Origin of the sequence: Croceibacterium sp. TMG7-5b_MA50 (assembly GCF_039830145.1) — a bacterium.
Lineage (GTDB): Bacteria > Pseudomonadota > Alphaproteobacteria > Sphingomonadales > Sphingomonadaceae > Croceibacterium.
The window spans coordinates 2,572,316-2,588,739 of record NZ_CP156082.1 but is presented as its reverse complement, the minus strand read 5'-3'; the positions used below and the strand labels follow the sequence as shown (position 1 = coordinate 2,588,739).

The window sequence follows — 16,424 nt, the reverse complement described above, 5'->3', positions numbered from 1 at the left end:
GGGCTGTAACCCTCCGCCGGACAGGCGAGACACCCGGGGGCATCATGCTGCGCAAATTGTACGAATGGGTGATGGCCAAGGCGGCGCACCCCCATGCCACCGGTTGGCTGGCGCTGTTCTCCTTTATGGAGGCCAGCTTCTTCCCGATCCCCCCGCATCCGTTGCTGGGGCTGATGTGCCTCGCCAATCCGGCCCGTGCGATCCGCTACGCCGCGATCGCCACCGCTGCCTCGGTGATCGGCGGGCTGCTCGGCTATGCTATCGGCTATGCGCTGTACGATACGATCGGCACGGAATTGCTGGCGCTGCTCGGCATGACCGAAAGCTTCCCCGTCGCCGCCTGCTATCTCCGGGCCTACGGGGCGGAGATCATCATGATCAAGGGTGCGACGCCCATCCCGTTCAAGCTGCTGACGATCACCGCCGGCTTCATCGGCATGAACATCGGCACCTTCATTCTCGCCAGCATCGTCAGCAGGTCGATCAGCTTCATGATCGTGGGCGTGCTGTTCCGCCTGTTCGGTGCCCCGATCAAGCGGTTCATCGACAAGTATCTCGGCCTCGTCACCGCAGGCTTCGCCGTGGCCGTGGTCGGCGGTTTCCTGGCGCTGATGTTCCTGGGTGGCGGAGGCGAGGAGACGCGCGACGAATGCCGGGCGGAGGCGGGCCTGATCGCCTAACCGGCGTCCAGCCGCGCCACGCAAGCGGTCACCGTCAGGTTGGCGTTGGCGCTCGCCACGGTGCGCGTCATGTCCAGCAGCCGGTCGAACGGCAGAACGAAGCCGACGACCAGCGCGGTCTGCTCCCCCGGAACGCCGACCGCACTCAACACCGCGGCCAGCATGAACAGCGACGCGGACGGGATCGGCGCAGTGCCGAACGCCGCCAGCGCGCCGGTGCCCAGCACCAGCAGCAGCGTCAGCAGATCCGGCTGGTATCCCAGCGCCTGCAGGCTGAACACAGCCAGCAGCCCGACATACATCGCCGTTCCGTCCTTGCCGATGCTCGCCCCCACCGGCAGCACCGTGCCCGCCACCGCCGGCAGCAAGCGCATGTCCTCGACCGCAATTCGCAATGCCACGGGCAACGTGGCCGCGCTGGATGCCGTGGAGAACGCCACCACCAGCGCATCGGCCGCATCGCGGAAGAAGCGCACGAGGCCGCGCCGCGCGACCAGCCGCAGCAGCGGCAGGTGGACCGCCACGATCTGCGCCAGCACTCCCGCCGCCACGCATAGCGCCAGCAGCGCGATGTTGGCGAACACCGCCACGCCGTTCGCGGCCACGGCATTGGCGATCAGCGCCAGCACGCCGAATGGCGTCAGCTCCATCACCACGCCGACCAGGCGGAACAGCACCCGCCCCGCCGATTCCAGCACCGCCGCCAGCGGCCGGCCTTCATCGCCCGCCAGCACGATCCCGCAGCCCAGCAGCACCGCGAAGAAGATGATCGCCAGCATGTCGCCATCCATCAGCGCGGCGACGATGTTCAGCGGCACGATGCCCACCAGCTGGTCATGCACCGACACCGGCGTGCCCAACGCGAAGTCGGTCGCGCTGCCGATCGCCGCGCCTGCCCCCGGCTGCACCAGCAGGCCCAGCGCCATGCCGATGGCGACCGCGCACAGGGTGGTGAAGGCGAACAGCGCGACCGTCCGCCCGCCGACCGACCCCAGCCGTTTCGGATCGCCGAGTGCCGCGACGCCGGCCGACAGGCTGACGAACACCACGGGGACCACCAGCATCCGGATCAGCCGCACGAACAGCTCGCCCAGCACCGCGATGCCGGTCGCGCCCGCCGGCCACAGCAGACCCAGCGCGACGCCCGCCAGCAACGCCCCCACCACCCGCTGCCACAGTGGAACGGCGAGCCAGCGGCGGAGCAGATGGGGCAATCGCAATCTCCTCAGCGCGGCTGCCCGCCGCCCCAGAAACCGGGAGCAGGCGGGTGCAGCATGCCGTCCGTCACGGTCACGCCGCCAGGCCGGTCCTGCAGCAGCCAGACCGGCCCGTCCAGATCGACGAACCGGCTGCGCGCCGCCGGCAGCATCGCGGGCGCGATCGACAGGGACGAGCACACCATGCATCCGGTCATCAGCGTGTAGCCGGCAGCTTCCGCCGCGTCGGCCAATTCCAGCGCGGCGGTCAGCCCACCCGCCTTGTCCAGCTTGATGTTCACCACGCTGTAGCCGCGCGGCAGGGTGGCGAGGTCGGCGGCGATATGCACACTCTCGTCCGCCGCGATCGGGATCGTGCCGGTATAGTCCTGCAACGCCGTGTCGTCGCCTGCGGGCAAGGGCTGTTCCAGCAGATCGACCCGCTGTTCCTGCATAACGCCCTGCAGGCCTTCCACCTCGGCAATTGTCCAGCTTTCATTGGGATCGACGATCAGCCGCGGTCCCGGCGCGGCGCCGCGCACCGCGGCCAGCCGCTCGGCGATCATGTCGCGGTCCAGCTTCACCTTGATGAGCGGCACACCCGCCAGCGCGCGCGCCTGCTCCGCCATCTTGTCCGGCGTGTCGATCGTCACGGTCAGCGCGGTGGCGATCGGCGTGGTCGGCAGCAGGCCCTGCCCCGCTCCTTGCGCCTCCAGATCCCACAGCGCGCAATCGAGCGCGTTGCGCGCCGCACCCGCGGGCAGCAGCGTCAGCAGCTCCGCCCGGCCGGCGCCCGCCTCCAAAGCGCCGCGCACCCCGGCGATCGCCGCCAGCGTGCTCTCCACCGTCTCGCGGTAACGGGTATAGGGCACACACTCGCCGAAGCCGGTGTGGCCGTTCTCCGTCACCGTCACCGCCACCACATTGGCGGTCAGCGTTGTGCCCCGGCTGATGCGGAACGGCCGCGCCAGCGGGAAGCTTTCGGCCCGCGCCTGCACGGTCCTCATGCCAGCACCCCGTCGATCAGATCATCCACGCCGAACCGGTGCGGATCGCTGCACGCCAGACCATGCTCCTCCGCCAGCGCCGCGCACATGGCCCTCGCGGCGTCCTCGTCCAGCGATACGGTGTTGAGCGCGATGCCACCCATCCGCACCGCCGGGCTGGTCAGCCGCGCCACCTGCAGGTTCGCCGCGATGCACTCCGCGATCGTCGGCAGCGCCCGTCCGGGCAGGCCGCGCACATGCGGGCGCGCGGGATCGTGGCACAGCACCAGCACCCCGGCCTGCGCCCCGTGCAGCAGACCCGTGCTGACGCCGGCGAAGGAGGGATGGAACAGCGATCCCTGCCCCTCGATCACGTCCCAGCCCCCGTCATCGCGCGCCGGTGCCAGTTGCTCGATCGCGCCGGAGATGAAATCGGCCACCACGGCGTCCAGCGGCACGCCGGCGCCCGCGATCAGGATGCCGGTCTGCCCGGTGGCGCGGAAATCCGCCGGTAGTCCCTTCGCCCGGAGCCCCGCGACCAGCGCCAGGCTGGCATACATCTTCCCCACCGAACAATCGGTTCCCACCGTCAGCAGCCGCCGCCCGGCACGGGGGTAGCCGGTGCCGACCGGCAGCCCGGCGGGCGCATCGCGCACGTCGTGCAGGCGGCGCCCGGTGCGGGCGGCGGCGGCGGCGATCAGCGGATTGTCCGCCAAGCGCTGGTGCAGCCCGGCGGCGACGTCCAGCCCCGCCTCCAGCGCGGCCACCGCATCCCTCACCAGCGCATCGCCCAGCACGCCGCCGGCATTGGCGATCCCCAGGACCAGCGTCCGCGCACCCGCCGCCACCGCTTCATCCAGCGACAGGCGCGGCAGGCCCAGTGTCAGCGGGCAATCATCATGCCGGAACTCGCCGACGCAGCTCTCCGGCCGGAACACCGCCAATCCGCGCGACGTCTTGATGCCGACCGGATCGTCGGCATGGCCCAGATAGAGCAGGTACGGCGTGGCGATCATCGGCGGTCGGTCCTCGAAGCGGGGCGCCACCCTAACGCGCTCCGCTCCGCGCGCCCACGCACCCCCATGACAGCAGGTTATAGTTCCTCCAGCACGCCCGCCAGCACGTCCAGGAACGCAGCCGCCAGCACGCCCGGCGGCCGGTCGGCCAGCGACACGGCATTGATGTCAAAGGTGATCGCCGGTTGCAGCGGCCGGCTGGCAAGCCCCGCATTGTGCCAGAAGCCGGCGGTGAAATTGTCCACGATCGCCATGCCCACGCCCGCCTGCACCAGCGCCGCCGCGATGTAGTATGTGCGGGCGGACACCACCTCCTCCAGCACCACGTCCTGCCGGCGCAGCTCGCCTTCCAGCATCCGCCCGACTGGGCCGCTCTGCACCGGGCTGATGAAGCGTCGGCCGGCAAGGTCCGCCAGGTGCAGGCGCGCTGGCGCGTCAGGCCAGTCGGCCGGGCGGAACAGCACCACCAGCTCCCCCTCCCCGATCACGCGATGCGCCACGGGGGCACCGGGCGGCACGTCGAAGCTGATGGCGATATCGGTTGCGCGTTCGTACAACCGGCGGATCATCTCGTCATGGTGCAGCGTCTGCAGGTCGCACAGCACGTCGTCGCGCGTGGCGATGAAGCGCGCCACCGCATCGGGGATCGCGTGCAGCCCCAGCGACGGCAGCGCCGCCACCCGCAGCAGATTGCCGCGCCCCTGCCGCATGGTCTGGCACGCCTGCCGCAAGGACCGGACCCGGTCTTGGATGTCGGCAAACTCGTTGAACAGAGTGCGCGCATCCTCCGTCGGCACCAGCCGGCCGCGCGTCCGGTCGAACAGGGTCAGCCCGGCGGCCCGTTCCGCATGGGCCAGCACCTTGGTGACGGAGGGTTGCGACACGCCCAGTGCGCGCGCCGCCGCGCTGACCGAACCATGCTGGTACACCGCGTGGAATACCTCCAGCTGACGCAGGTTCATGTTGGCGGCCCTCCTTCCCGAACGGCAGCATAGCGCAGCCATGCACGCGGTCTATACGCCATTCATGCAAGCGGCGCTGGACGGCGGCGCGGCACGGTTCGATGCTGCCGTCATGCTCCATCGCCTGCCGCTGCTCGCCCTGGCCCTTTCGCTCGCCGCCTGCGCCGGCACGACGCCGCCGATGCAGGCGGACGTCCTGATCCGCGGCGGCACCGTGTACGACGGCAGCGACGCCGCGCCCATGACTGGCGACGTCGCACTTACGGGCGATCGGATCACCTATGTCGGTCCCCACTTCCCCGGCACGGCGGAACGGGTGATGGAGGCGGCAGGCCGGATCGTCACGCCCGGCTTCATCGACCCGCATACCCACGCCGACATCTTCCTGCGGGCGAGTGAGCCGGCGCAGCGCGTCAACGCCGCCTGGCTGAACCAGGGCGTTTCGACCGTGATGATCGGCGTCGATGGCGGCGGTACGCCCGACGTGGCGCAGGACGCGGCACAGTTGCAGGCTTCGGGCATCGGCACCAATGTCGTGCCGTTCGTCGGCTTCGGCGCGGTGCGCGAACGGGTGCTGGGGCAGGATGCAGGCGCGCCCGACGCAGCCGAACTGCGGCAGATGCAGGCCCTCGTCGCGAAAGGCATGTGCGAAGGCGCGACGGGCCTTTCCGCCGGGCTGTTCTACGCCCCGCAAAGCTTCGCCACGACGGAAGAGGTGATCGCCGTTGCGCGGGAGGCCGCCCGTCGCGGGGGCCTGTACGACACGCATCAGCGCGACGAATCGAGCTATACGATCGGCCTCATGGCCTCCGTGGAGGAAGTGCTGCGCATCGGGCGGGAGGCGGGCCTGCCGGTCCATTTCGCGCACTTGAAGGCGCTCGGGCAGGACGTGCAGGGACAGGCGGGCGAGGTTATCGCCCGCATAGACGCCGCGCGCGCCGCGGGGCAGGACGTGACCGCCGACCAGTATCCCTGGCTCGCCAGCGGCAGCAGCCTCGATGCCGCGCTGCTGCCGCGCTGGGCGGTCGATGGCGGCAATGCCGCCCTGCTCGACCGGCTGGCCGATCCCGCCACCGCGCAGCGCATCCGCGCCGAGATGGCGGAGAACCTGCGGCGGCGCGGCGGGGCGCAGGCGCTGCTGCTGACGGACGAGGGCCATGAATGGACCGGCCGCACGTTGCAGCAGATGGCCGACAGGTGGAGTATCGACCCGCGCGACGCGGCGCTGCGCATCATCGAACGCGCCACGCGCGAGCGGATGCCGCGGGCCACCAGCGTCGCATCGTTCAACATGCGGCAGGACGATGTCGACCTGCTGATGCGCCAGCCGTGGATGGTGACGGCGTCGGACGGCTCCAACGGCCACCCGCGCATGTTCGCGACCTATCCGGAAAAGTACCGCCGCTACGTCGTGGAGCGGCAGGTGATCGACCTTGCGACCTTCATCCGCCAGTCCACCGGCCGCGTCGCCGACATCTACCGGGTGGCAGAACGCGGCTATCTGCGCCCCGGCTTCTTCGCGGACGTGCTGGTGTTCGATCCGGCCGAATACGCGCCGCGTGCGGACTATGTGCGCCCGCGGGAACTTGCCAAGGGGGTGACGGCTTTGTTCGTGAACGGCGTGCTGGCGGTGGACGGCAGCCACCCGACCGGCACGGCCGCCGGCCGCGTGCTGCTCCGCCCCCGACCCGCCGGCTGCCCGTAGACCGCTCTTGACGCTATTCTCTACCAAGTAGATAGAGAAAGCAGATGCGGGACGTAGCAAGGTGCCCGGTCCGATGGAGCGACAGATGCAGCCGACCTCAGGTTCCCCCCGGCAATCCGCGCTGCGGCTGCCGTCCTTCGGCGTGCAGGTCATGCTCGGGCTTGCGGTCGGGGTCGCCCTCGGCTTCGTGGCCCGGTCCGCCGGCGATGGCAGCGCGCTGGCCGAAGCCTTGCGCACGATCGGCGCGATCTTTGTGCAATTGCTGCGCGCGCTGGTGCCACCGCTGGTGTTCACCGCCATCGTCGGGTCCATCGCCGCGCTGAAGGATCTCGCTAACGCCGCGCGGCTGGTGGTGCAGACGCTGCTGTGGTTCGCGCTGACCGCGCTGATCGCGGTCAGCATCGGCATCGCGCTCGGCCTCGTGCTGCAACCCGGTCTGACCGCCGGGGTCGATCCGGCCAGCGCCGCGGCGCCTGCCACCACCGGCAGCTGGCTGACCTTCCTGCAGGGTCTCGTCCCCGCCAACGCGCTGGGCCTCGCCGCCACGACGACCCTGATCGAAGGGGACCCGCCGGCGACCGCCCTGTCCTTCAATGTGCTGCAACTGATCGTGATCGCCGTCGCCATTGGCGCCGCCGCCGTGCGTGTCGGGCCGGCGGGAGAGGGCTTCCTCGCCTTCAACGCCTCCGCCCTCGCGGTCTTCCGCCGGCTGCTGTTCTGGGTCATCCGGCTGACGCCGATCGGCACGGCCGCGCTGATCGGCGATGCGATCGCGCGCTATGGCTGGGATGCGCTGGGCTCGCTCGGTTCGTTCGTGCTGGCGGTCTATCTCGGCCTCGCGCTGGTGATCGGCGTGGTCTACCCGCTGCTGCTGCGCATGAACGGCCTCTCGCCCACCGCCTTCTTCCGTGCGGCGTGGCCGGCGATCCAGCTCGGCTTCGTCTCCCGCTCCTCCGTCGGCACGCTGCCCGTGACGCAGAGCGTGACGGAACAGGGTCTGGGCGTTCCCGCCGCCTATGCCGCCTTTGCCGTGCCGTTGGGCTCCACCACCAAGATGGACGGCTGTGCCGCGATCTATCCGGCGGTGGCGGCGATCTTCGTGGCGCAGTTCTACGGCATCGCGCTGGCGCCGGTCGATTACGGGCTGATCGTGCTGGTCGCCGTGCTCGGCTCCGCCGCAACCGCCGGGCTGACCGGTGCGGTGGTGATGCTCAGCCTGACGCTGTCCACGCTGGGCCTGCCGCTGGAAGGTGTCGGCCTGCTGCTGGCGATCGATCCGATTCTCGACATGGGTCGCACCGCGGTGAACGTCGCGGGGCAGGCGCTGGTGCCGCTGATCGTCGCGCGGCGCAACGGCATGCTGCCGGCCGGGATTCCTCAGGGAACCCCGGCACAGCCCGCCGTGGCGGCCTAGTCCAGCTCGATCCGGACGCCTACGCGGAAGCTGCGACCCAGCAGGTCCGAATAGGTCGAATTGGCCGCCAGCCCGCTTTCGGGCAGGACGATCGGATCGGCATCGAACAGATTGGTGAACTGCACGAAGGCCTCCGCCTCGCCCAGCCTGGTGTCGGCGACGCGCGCGGTGAAGTTCAGGTCGACATAGGTCGCACCCTCCACATCGTTGCTGACCGCGGTCGGCCGCACAGTGGTGTAGGCAGGGCAACTGCCCGCATCGCAGGCGATGTAGGCGTTGGAATAGGTGCCGTCGCCCACCCCGCGCACCACGCCCGCCAGCGACCAGCTCGGCGAATCATAGGTGACCGCGGCGCGATAGATCCACTTGGACGGGCCCGCGCCCGCCAGCGACCCCACCGTGTCGATCGGCTGGGTGATCCCGTCATCCACCACATTGTCGATGTAACGGGTGACAAGGCCCCGCAGGCGCAGCGTGGCATCGTTGCCAGCGAACAGCTCGTCCAGCGGCAGGGCGTAAGCGAGGTCGAAATCGACGCCCCGCGTGATCACCCGGCTGAAGTTGAACGGGCTGGCGCGGAAGAACAGCTCCCGCTCCCCCGTCGGGTCCGGGCCATAGCCGGCGCAGAAGCTGGTGAACCCTTCGAAGCAGCGGTTGATGATGTCCTGTGCGAAGAACTGACCGATCGAATCCTTCACCTTGATCTGGAACCAGTCGACGCTGAGCGACAGGCCCGGGATGAAGGACGGCTGCAACACCGCACCCACGACGGTCGAATCCGCCTTCTCTGGCTCCAGCGCCAGATTGCCGGTGGTCGTCTCCCGGAAGGTGACGCCGGTGCGGTTGGTGAACGGGTCGGTCAGCGTGTTGGTACGGCTGGTGCCGCTCTGGAACAGTTCGTTGAGGTTGGGCGCGCGGATGTCGCGCGATTGCGTGACGCGCAGGCGGATATCGGGGATCGGCTCCCACACGGCGCCCGCCTTCCAGGTGGTGACGTATCCGCTGGTGGAATAATCCGTCGCGCGCACCGCCCCGTTCAGCACGATGCCGGCACCTACGGGCACCAGCGCCTCCAGATAGGCTTCCTTCACATTGTAGCTGCCGAAGGTCGGCAGGAAATTGCCGACCGACCAACCCGTCTGGAACTCCGTCGGGACGAAGCCCGACACCTCTTCCTTGCGGTACTCGGCACCCACGGCAATGCCGACATCGCCCGCCCAGGTGGCGAACGGGGTGACGGACAGGTTCGCGCCCACCACCGTCTGCTTCAGTTCCTGGTCACGGTACGGATCGCCCAGCACGTAGTCGATCGCGCCTTGGCTGGCGACGCCGACACCCAGCAGGTTCAGCGGCTGGCAGCCATTCCCCGGGTTGGTCAGGGTGGAACGGCACACGATCGTGCCGCCCGGCCCGGCGACCGCATCCACCGCCAGGTTCATGGCAGCGGTGTTCATGATGTCGCGCAACTGCTCGTGCGCGTCGGTCTCGCCATATTGGGCGTAGATGTCCCAGACCGCATCGTTGCCGAAGGCGCCGAACGTCCCCTCCGCCCCGATGGCGTAACGCTGCACTTCGCGCCGGTTGTTATTCTTGCGGTACGGCAGGTCGAGTGCGGTGGTGCCCAGCGTCACGCTGGTGACGCCCGCCAGCGCGGCGGCGCCCAGCGCCTGCTGCAGATAGGCGTTGCTGCCGCTGAGCGTCCGTGTCGTCATCAGCTGCGGGCCGGCGTTGAACAGCGATTCCTGCCAGTTATACGACGCTTCGGCGAACACCGTCGCCCATGGCGCCACCTCGAACGACAGCCGGCCGAAGATGTTGCGCCGGTCATCATCGGCATCGATGCCGATATTCTGGCCATTGTCGGCCAGCGCCCAGTCGCCGCCGACCGTGGTGGTGCCGTATTGCGTGCCGTAATTGTAGCGGCCGACCACGCCGTTACCGCCGAAATAGACGCCGCGCAGGCTGTTGGGGGTGCCGCCCACCTGCGCGTTGATGATGCCGCCGGGCAGCGCGTTGTTGGTGCCGGCGGGCCCCTCCAGCAGGAAATAGGGCTGGGCGTTGCCCGCGGCATAGGCCGGGTTCACCACGTAGCGCGGCCCGCCGAAGTTCCACTCGCGATCGCGCGGGTTCACGCTGAAGATGCCGTCGCGATGGGCATATTCGCCGCTCAGCAGCAGATGCCCGCGCCCGTCCGCGAACGGCACGCCCGCTGATACCTGCAGCGAATAGTTCTGCCCGTCGCCGCGCGTCGTCATGCCGCTGTCCACGCTGGCGCGCAGTCCGGTGAAATCCTTGTCGAGCACGAAGTTGACGACACCTGCCACCGCGTCGGAGCCATAGGCGGCGGACGCGCCACCGGTGACGACCTCCACCCGCTCCACCAATTGCTGCGGGAAGGTGTTCACATCGACCAGGCCGGTCACCGTGCTGCCGACCGAGCGGCGACCGTCCAGCAGCACCAGCGTACGGATCTCCCCCAGCGCGCGCAGGTTCAGCGCGTTGATGCCGGCAAGCCCGCTAGAGATGGCGAGGCGGCTGTTCGCCGGGCGGGTGCTGCCGGCCAGCGCCGGAATCTGGTTCACGAAGTCGGCGATGTTGTTGGTGGGGGACTGGTTCTGGATATCCTCCGCCGACAGCACGGTCAGCGGTGTCGGCGCCTCCGCCCCGCTGTTGACGATGCGCGAACCGGTGACGACGATCGGCTCGCTGGGCGCGGCACTGTCGGTCGTGGTCTGCTGCGCCGCTGCCGGCTGGACCAGCCCGATCGCCAGCGCCAGCAGCGCGCCGCTTGTGGCGAGACGACGGCGATCGAGGCGGCCGGTGGATGCGCGATGGCGTGCAGACATTGGTAAGTCCCCTGTTGTCCCGCCGGGCATCTCCCTGATGATGCGCATGGCGGGCGGTCCGATTTCTTGCGCGAAAGCGGCCCGACCTGCCCCGGATCGCCGCCGGATGCCCCGCTTCGTTACCGGAAAGTTACAGGGCAGGCGGGGTCCGTCAATAGAACCGCCGGGCGTGATGGCGGGATGAGCCATAAACCCTGCGCATAAAGTTCAACGTCGCTCGGGCGAGCGGCGGGCCATGCCATAACCCCCCGCTATGATACGCAGGAGCGGAACGGTCAGTTCGCGGCGGCGATCGCCAGCAGCGCGCGGTCCAGCACGGCGGTCGCCGCCGCGTCGCCGCCTGGCGGCATGTCGTTGGCGAAGGCTGAGAACACCAGCACCCGCCCACTCGCCGCCTGCATCGTGCCACTGAGCGCGCGCGCGGCGTTCAGCGATCCGGTCTTGGCCCACAGCCGCCCGGCCAGCGGCGTTGCGGCGAAGCGGCTGCGCAAGGTGCCGTCCTGCCCCGCGACCGGCAGGCTGGCCCGCCACGCCTCCCCCCAGGGCTGCGCCCCCGCCCAGTGCAGCAGCGCCACGACGGCGCGCGGCGTGACCCGGTTGTAGTTCGACATGCCGGACCCGTCGGCCAGGTACCAGCCGGCACCCTTAGCTGGCTCGTCCAGTGTGGCATGCAGCGCAGCCTGCCCGTCCGCCACCGACCCGCTGGCCGCCAGCCGGCCCAGCCGACGCAGCAGCAATTCGGCATGGAGGTTTTGGCTGACCTTGTTGATGACCACCACATCCTCCGTCACGGGGGATGCCGGCAGTTCCAGCAGCGATGCTTCTTCCGGCGCCTGCGCGTCCGCCGCCTCCGCCGGCAGGTGCCGCGCCTGCACCTCCCCCGCGATCGCCACGCCGCGCTGGCGCAGCAGGCGGGCGAGGTGCCAGGCGGCATGATGCGCCGGATCGTCGATCCCGCCGCGCAGCGTGACCGGGCCGCTTTCGGCACCGATCGTACCGCTCAGCCGCAACACCCGGTCGAACGGCAGGCGCTCGAACGCCACCGCCTCCGCGCTGCCCGGCACCGTCCGCACGCGGTTGTCGATCGTGTAGTACCCGCTGCCCTCGACGGTCGCCGCCTCGCCCGCCGCGCCGGGTGTGATGGTCAGCAACGCCTCGTTGTCGTCCAGCGTCAGCGCGCTGGTCGCGGTGCCGGAACGGCTGGGGATATTGTTCCAGCTCATGCCGGAAGGCCACCGCTCGTCCGGGTACCAGCTGTCGTCACCCACCACATGGCGCACTCGCCGCGTTGCGCCGTCCATCTCCCCGGCCACCGCATCGGCCAGGGTGGTGAGGCATTGCACGGTGCAACCGGGCGCACTGGACAGCGCTGGATCGCCATGGCCCACCAGCACCACGTCCACCATGCCGTCGCCGGCGGGCACCAGCCGCACCGCCGTGCCCCGCGCCGCCGCCTGCAGCTCCGCCAGCACGGGATAGGCGCCCAGCGTGGTGAACAGCTTGGTGTTGGATGCCGGCACGAACCGGTTATCGGGCGACACCGCCACGATCTCCTCCCCCGCCTGCGTCTCCACCAGCAGGCCAAAGCGGGTGCCGGCGGGCGCCTCCCCCAGGATCGCCGCCACCTCCTGCGTCAGGGGTGCCTGCGCCAGCGCCGGCAGCGGCAGCAACGCGGCGACCAGCAGCAACCGGCGCATCAGCGGTAGAATCTCAGATCGTCCAGCTCCAGCCACGCGGTCCCGCCCGGCTGCCCGTTCAACTGGAAGCGCAACGCCCGCAGCGCGTCGAGGTCGGGCGCCTTGGCGAAGGCGCTGAACGGCAGCCGCACCTCCGCCGCCTGCGCCCCCGCGGTGAACGTGGCCGCCGGCCAGTCGCCGCCATTCGCGCCATAGGTTTCCAGCAGCAGCCGATACTCGCCCGCGCCGCTGGCGGTGAAGGCGATGCCGGCGAACCCGCTCGCATCGGCCAGCGCCACCGCGCCCGGCGTCAGCGGCACCACCGCCTGCGCGTAAGGCTGTGGCGCGGCGCCGAACTGCGCCATCATGAACACGCCGTCCGCCCCATCGGTGCCGGGCTGGTGCAGCGCGATGCGGCTGTGATCCGCGCCCGCCTCGCTGGCATCGACCGGCAGCGTGCCGAGATCGGTGCGGCCGTCGCTGCGCGCCTGCGTCCAGATCGGGCCGGTCATGGCGACGACCGGCATGGGCGTCATGGCCGTGTCCTCCAGCTGCCGGCGCAACCGCGTCAGCGGCACCTCCCTGCCGGACAGCCACACGCGCTTCGTGTGCCACAGGTCGGCGATGTCCTGATCGGGCCGGCCATCCACCAGCACCAGGTCCGCGCGCATGCCCGGCGCGATGGTGCCGTGCCCGTCCGCCTGGCCCATGATCGCGGCGCTGGTGGCGGTGGCGGCGACCAGCGCCTCGCCTGCGGAATAGCCGCCGCGTTCAACCAGCAGGGCCACCTCGCGCACGGCGGACTGGCCGTGATAGACCCCGCCGATCCCGGCATCGGTGCCGATCCCCGCCGGAATGCCGGCGGCGCGGATCGCGGCCATGTTGGCGCCCAGCACCTGCCAGCGATGGGCATTGGCAGCGGAGATGACCCCCGCCGCCGGCTGCGCCGCGCGGCGGGCGCGTTCCTCCCGCGCCCTTGCGGCCGGTGGCAGGCCCGCCCACTCGGCAGGATCGAACCGCCGCACCGCCTGCGGCTCGTACACTGCCAGCGTGGCGACATAGGCGGTGCCGTGCTGCCGGAAGGCGTCGATCAGCGCGTCGTCCACCGGCACGTCCGCCACGCCATGCACCACCGCATCGGCCCCGGCGCGCGCCACATCCATGGCCCCGCCATAGGTGACGGTATGCGTCACCACCGGCACGCCCGCCGCATGGGCATCGGCGACCATCGCCGCCAATGTCTCCACATTCATGTCGTTGAGGTCATTGCCCCGGCCATAGCGCCAGCCATCGGTGAACGCCTTGATGACGTCGGGCTTGTAGGGCAGCGCGCGTTCCATCGCCCGGTGCGCGGCGCGCGCGGTCGCGGCCTTCAGCGTGAAGGCGTCGCCCCAGCCATATTCCGTGCCATGCCCGCCCGGCACGCCGGTGCGCACCGCCAGGTTCAGGTGCGGCGCCCACATCTGCCCGTTCGCGCCCGACCGGGCGGTCAGCGCGCGGATGGGGCCGATCATCTCCCCGCTGACGGAATAATCGTTCACCGTGGTGACGCCGTTCAGCAGATGGGCGAGCCACGCCTTGCCCATATCCTCCGGCCCGCCATGCCCGCTGGCGCGCAGGTGGGTGTGCAGATCGTGCAGGCCGGGGATCAGCGTCATGCCCCGCGCCCGCACCAGCACGGCTCCGCGGGGCCGGTCGAGGTCCGGGCCGACCGCCGCGATCCGCCCATCCTGCACCAGCACATCCGCCGGGTAGGCGGGCGTACCGGTCCCGTCGAACACGCGCGCATCGCGGATCAGCACCGTCTGTGCCAGCGCTGGCACCGGCATCAGCAGCAGCAGGGCGGCCAGCAGCCTCACCGTGCGGGCCCTTTCAGATGCCGGTCCAGGAAGTCGATGCTGGCGCGATAGGTCGCCAGCCAGTGATCGTTGCGGAAGAAGTCGTGCCGCTCGTTCGGCCAGGCCAGCTCCTCGAACGGCACGCCGCGCGCGTGCAGCTCGCGCGCCAGCAGCAGCGACTGGCTGAACGGCACGTTGGCATCGTCATCGCCATGGACCAGCAGCACGGGGGAGCGCCAGCGGTCGAGCGCCGCCATCGGCGAACTGTCCCACTGCAATTGCCGCGCCCGCTCCGCCTCTGCCGGCGCGACATCGGTCGGCGCGGGACGCAGCAGGGTGTGGACGCCGTGCAGGTCCACCCCGGCGGCGAACAGGTCGCTGTCGCGCGCCAGGGCCAGCGCGGTCAGGTACCCGCCCCAGCTGCCGCCCCAGATGCCGATCCTGTCGGGGTCGACGAAGCCCTGCGCCCCCAGCCAGCGCCCACCGGCCAGCACGTCGCGGTACTCGGCTGCGCCGCCGCGCCCGGTCTCCGGCGCCTCCCGGAAAGCGCGGCCATAATTGGTGCCGCTGCGATAATTGACCGACAGGACGTGGTACCCGGCACGGGCCAGCGCCTGGTTCATCAGGTAGGCGTTGTGGTAATAGTAATACGGGTGGAAGCCCGGCAGCATCTGCCGCCGCGGACCGCCATGCACGAACACCAGCGCCGGGCGCTGTCCCTCGCCTGCCGCGCGGAACAATTGCGCATGGACGGCGACGCCATCGGCCGCCTCGTAGGTGACGATCTCCGGCTCCACCATGGCCGGCAGGTCCAACGCGGCGGAAAGCGGCGCCATGCCCTCCACCAGCACGGGATGGACCGGGCTGTCCCAGTCGGCGGCCAGGGCTGCCAGCGTGTCGCCGCCCGCCACGGGCATGAAGGCGAGCTGCTCCGGCGGGGTCATTCGCCGTGCCGTGCCGCCCGTCAGCGGCACGCGCCACACCTGCCGCCCGTCGGGATCGCCACCGCCCGCGCTATAGATCAGGGCGTCGGCGGCGGGCAGGAAATGCTCCACCTCGCCGGCATCAGGCGTCAGGTCTCGCGCCGTCCCGCCCGCCGCCGGTACCGCCAGCACATGCAGGAAGCCGCTCGCCTCCGACGAGAATAGCAGCGTGCCATTCGCGGTCCAGTACAGGTTCTGCCCGCGCGTGCCGTAGAACCGCGCGCCTTCGCCGCCCGCCGCCGACCAGACGGTCCGCACCGCGCCGGTGGCGGCATCGGCGACGCGGACGGACCACCAGCCGGCCGCGCTCGGATCGTCGCCGGGTGGCTCACGGAACTGGATAAAGGCGAAGTGCCGGCCATCGGGCGACCACACCGGATCACCCTGGTACGCCAGCGCCGCCGTCGCATAGACCAGCGGCCCCCCGTTCAGCGAGCCGGCATCCAGCGGCAGCACGCCGACCAGCGCGTGCCCGCCACGGACATCGCGCAGCAGCAGGCGGGTTCCGTCGGGGCTGAAGGACAGGTCGTCCACGCTGCCTGGCAGTTGCGCGATCCGTCGTGCCTCCGCGCCATCATGCAGCCACGCCGTCCCGCCGCTGGCCCACGCCACCTGTCGGCCATCGGCGCTGAACACGGGTGCATGGCCCTCGCCCAGCCGCACCGGATCGCCCCCGGCGGCCGGCACCAGCCAGACGGTGGGGCGCGGCGCGATCGGCAACAGGCCGGTATTGGGCGCGCTGCGCCCCGGCCATTCCGCATCGCCCCCGCGCACGAAGGCGACGCGCCGGCCATCGGGACTGAGCGCCACGCCCGAAATCTCGATCCCCTCGTCCCCGGTATAGGCGGTCACCGCGCGCGCCGCCTGCCCGGGTGTCGCCACCAGCACGTTGCGCGCGCCGCCCCGGTTCTCCACCCAGGCGAAGACCGGCGCGTCGTCCGCGCCGACCAGACCGCCGGCAAACGGCGCGGCCATGTGCCGGGCCAGCAGATCGGTGGCGGCGGCTTCAGCGGAACTCTGCGCAAGGGCGTGGGCCGGCGACAGCAGCACGGCGGCGAGGAGCAGCAGGAAGGAACGCATCGGCGCCGCAGACTAGGGCGAGGGACGCCCGGTGCAAGCGCG

At 70.6% G+C, this 16,424-nt stretch carries 11 protein-coding genes; 3 read left to right on the top strand and 8 right to left on the bottom strand.

Annotation, left to right across the window (positions count from 1 at the left end; genetic code table 11):
- Nucleotides 1–44: 44 nt before the first annotated feature.
- Entirely contained in the window at nt 45–680 is a 636-nt protein-coding gene (locus V5740_RS12120; RefSeq protein ID WP_347302734.1) for a DedA family protein, read from the top strand.
- Here V5740_RS12120 and V5740_RS12115 read toward each other — a convergent pair.
- The 4 genes from V5740_RS12115 to V5740_RS12100 form a co-directional block, all read right to left on the bottom strand.
- Nucleotides 677–1,894, bottom strand: coding sequence for a dicarboxylate/amino acid:cation symporter (locus V5740_RS12115; RefSeq protein WP_347302733.1), 1,218 nt, complete (start codon nt 1,892–1,894; stop codon nt 677–679). The genes V5740_RS12120 and V5740_RS12115 overlap by 4 nt on opposite strands.
- 11 nt (nt 1,895–1,905) lie before the next feature.
- Entirely contained in the window at nt 1,906–2,883 is a 978-nt protein-coding gene (dgcA, locus tag V5740_RS12110; RefSeq protein ID WP_347302732.1) for an N-acetyl-D-Glu racemase DgcA, read from the bottom strand.
- Nucleotides 2,880–3,878 (bottom strand): N-acetyltransferase DgcN, encoded by a 999-nt coding sequence (dgcN, locus tag V5740_RS12105; protein ID WP_347302731.1) that lies wholly within the window; start codon nt 3,876–3,878, stop codon nt 2,880–2,882. Before dgcN ends, dgcA begins: the two co-directional genes overlap by 4 nt.
- 77 nt (nt 3,879–3,955) lie before the next feature.
- The gene (locus V5740_RS12100) at nt 3,956–4,840 is read right to left on the bottom strand and encodes a LysR family transcriptional regulator (protein ID WP_347302730.1); all 885 of its coding nucleotides are present in this window, start codon (nt 4,838–4,840) and stop codon (nt 3,956–3,958) included.
- A 112-nt stretch (nt 4,841–4,952) separates the two neighbouring features.
- Here V5740_RS12100 and V5740_RS12095 point away from each other — a divergent pair, with 112 nt between their 5' ends.
- Nucleotides 4,953–6,545 (top strand): amidohydrolase family protein, encoded by a 1,593-nt coding sequence (locus tag V5740_RS12095; RefSeq protein WP_347304519.1) that lies wholly within the window; start codon nt 4,953–4,955, stop codon nt 6,543–6,545.
- Between the two features lie 85 nt (nt 6,546–6,630).
- Entirely contained in the window at nt 6,631–7,959 is a 1,329-nt protein-coding gene (locus tag V5740_RS12090) for a dicarboxylate/amino acid:cation symporter (protein ID WP_347302729.1), read from the top strand.
- On the opposite strand, the gene V5740_RS12085 is transcribed toward V5740_RS12090, so the two are convergent.
- The 4 genes from V5740_RS12085 to V5740_RS12070 all read right to left on the bottom strand — a co-directional run bounded on the left by V5740_RS12085 (nt 7,956) and on the right by V5740_RS12070 (nt 16,382).
- On the bottom strand, nt 7,956–10,805 hold the full coding sequence (locus V5740_RS12085) for a TonB-dependent receptor (RefSeq protein WP_347302728.1): 2,850 nt from the start codon (nt 10,803–10,805) through the stop codon (nt 7,956–7,958). The two genes, V5740_RS12090 and V5740_RS12085, sit on opposite strands and share 4 nt — an antisense overlap.
- Before the next feature lie 275 nt (nt 10,806–11,080).
- Nucleotides 11,081–12,502 (bottom strand): D-alanyl-D-alanine carboxypeptidase/D-alanyl-D-alanine-endopeptidase, encoded by a 1,422-nt coding sequence (dacB, locus tag V5740_RS12080; protein WP_347302727.1) that lies wholly within the window; start codon nt 12,500–12,502, stop codon nt 11,081–11,083.
- On the bottom strand, nt 12,502–14,340 hold the full coding sequence (locus V5740_RS12075; RefSeq protein WP_347302726.1) for an amidohydrolase family protein: 1,839 nt from the start codon (nt 14,338–14,340) through the stop codon (nt 12,502–12,504). Before V5740_RS12075 ends, dacB begins: the two co-directional genes overlap by 1 nt.
- Nucleotides 14,337–16,382, bottom strand: coding sequence for a prolyl oligopeptidase family serine peptidase (locus V5740_RS12070; protein WP_347302725.1), 2,046 nt, complete (start codon nt 16,380–16,382; stop codon nt 14,337–14,339). Before V5740_RS12070 ends, V5740_RS12075 begins: the two co-directional genes overlap by 4 nt.
- Nucleotides 16,383–16,424 lie beyond the last annotated feature (42 nt).

Excerpts from the sequence above, each read along its gene's own strand:
- V5740_RS12095 (WP_347304519.1), top strand. The coding sequence starts at position 4,953 with ATGCTCCATCGCCTGCCGCTGCTCGCCCTGGCCCTTTCGCTCGCCGCC.
- dgcN (WP_347302731.1), bottom strand. The coding sequence starts at position 3,878 with ATGATCGCCACGCCGTACCTGCTCTATCTGGGCCATGCCGACGATCCG.
- V5740_RS12070 (WP_347302725.1), bottom strand. The coding sequence starts at position 16,382 with ATGCGTTCCTTCCTGCTGCTCCTCGCCGCCGTGCTGCTGTCGCCGGCC.
- V5740_RS12085 (WP_347302728.1), bottom strand. The coding sequence starts at position 10,805 with ATGTCTGCACGCCATCGCGCATCCACCGGCCGCCTCGATCGCCGTCGT.
- dgcA (WP_347302732.1), bottom strand. The coding sequence starts at position 2,883 with ATGAGGACCGTGCAGGCGCGGGCCGAAAGCTTCCCGCTGGCGCGGCCG.
- dacB (WP_347302727.1), bottom strand. The coding sequence starts at position 12,502 with ATGCGCCGGTTGCTGCTGGTCGCCGCGTTGCTGCCGCTGCCGGCGCTG.
- V5740_RS12120 (WP_347302734.1), top strand. The coding sequence starts at position 45 with ATGCTGCGCAAATTGTACGAATGGGTGATGGCCAAGGCGGCGCACCCC.
- V5740_RS12100 (WP_347302730.1), bottom strand. The coding sequence starts at position 4,840 with ATGAACCTGCGTCAGCTGGAGGTATTCCACGCGGTGTACCAGCATGGT.
- V5740_RS12090 (WP_347302729.1), top strand. The coding sequence starts at position 6,631 with ATGCAGCCGACCTCAGGTTCCCCCCGGCAATCCGCGCTGCGGCTGCCG.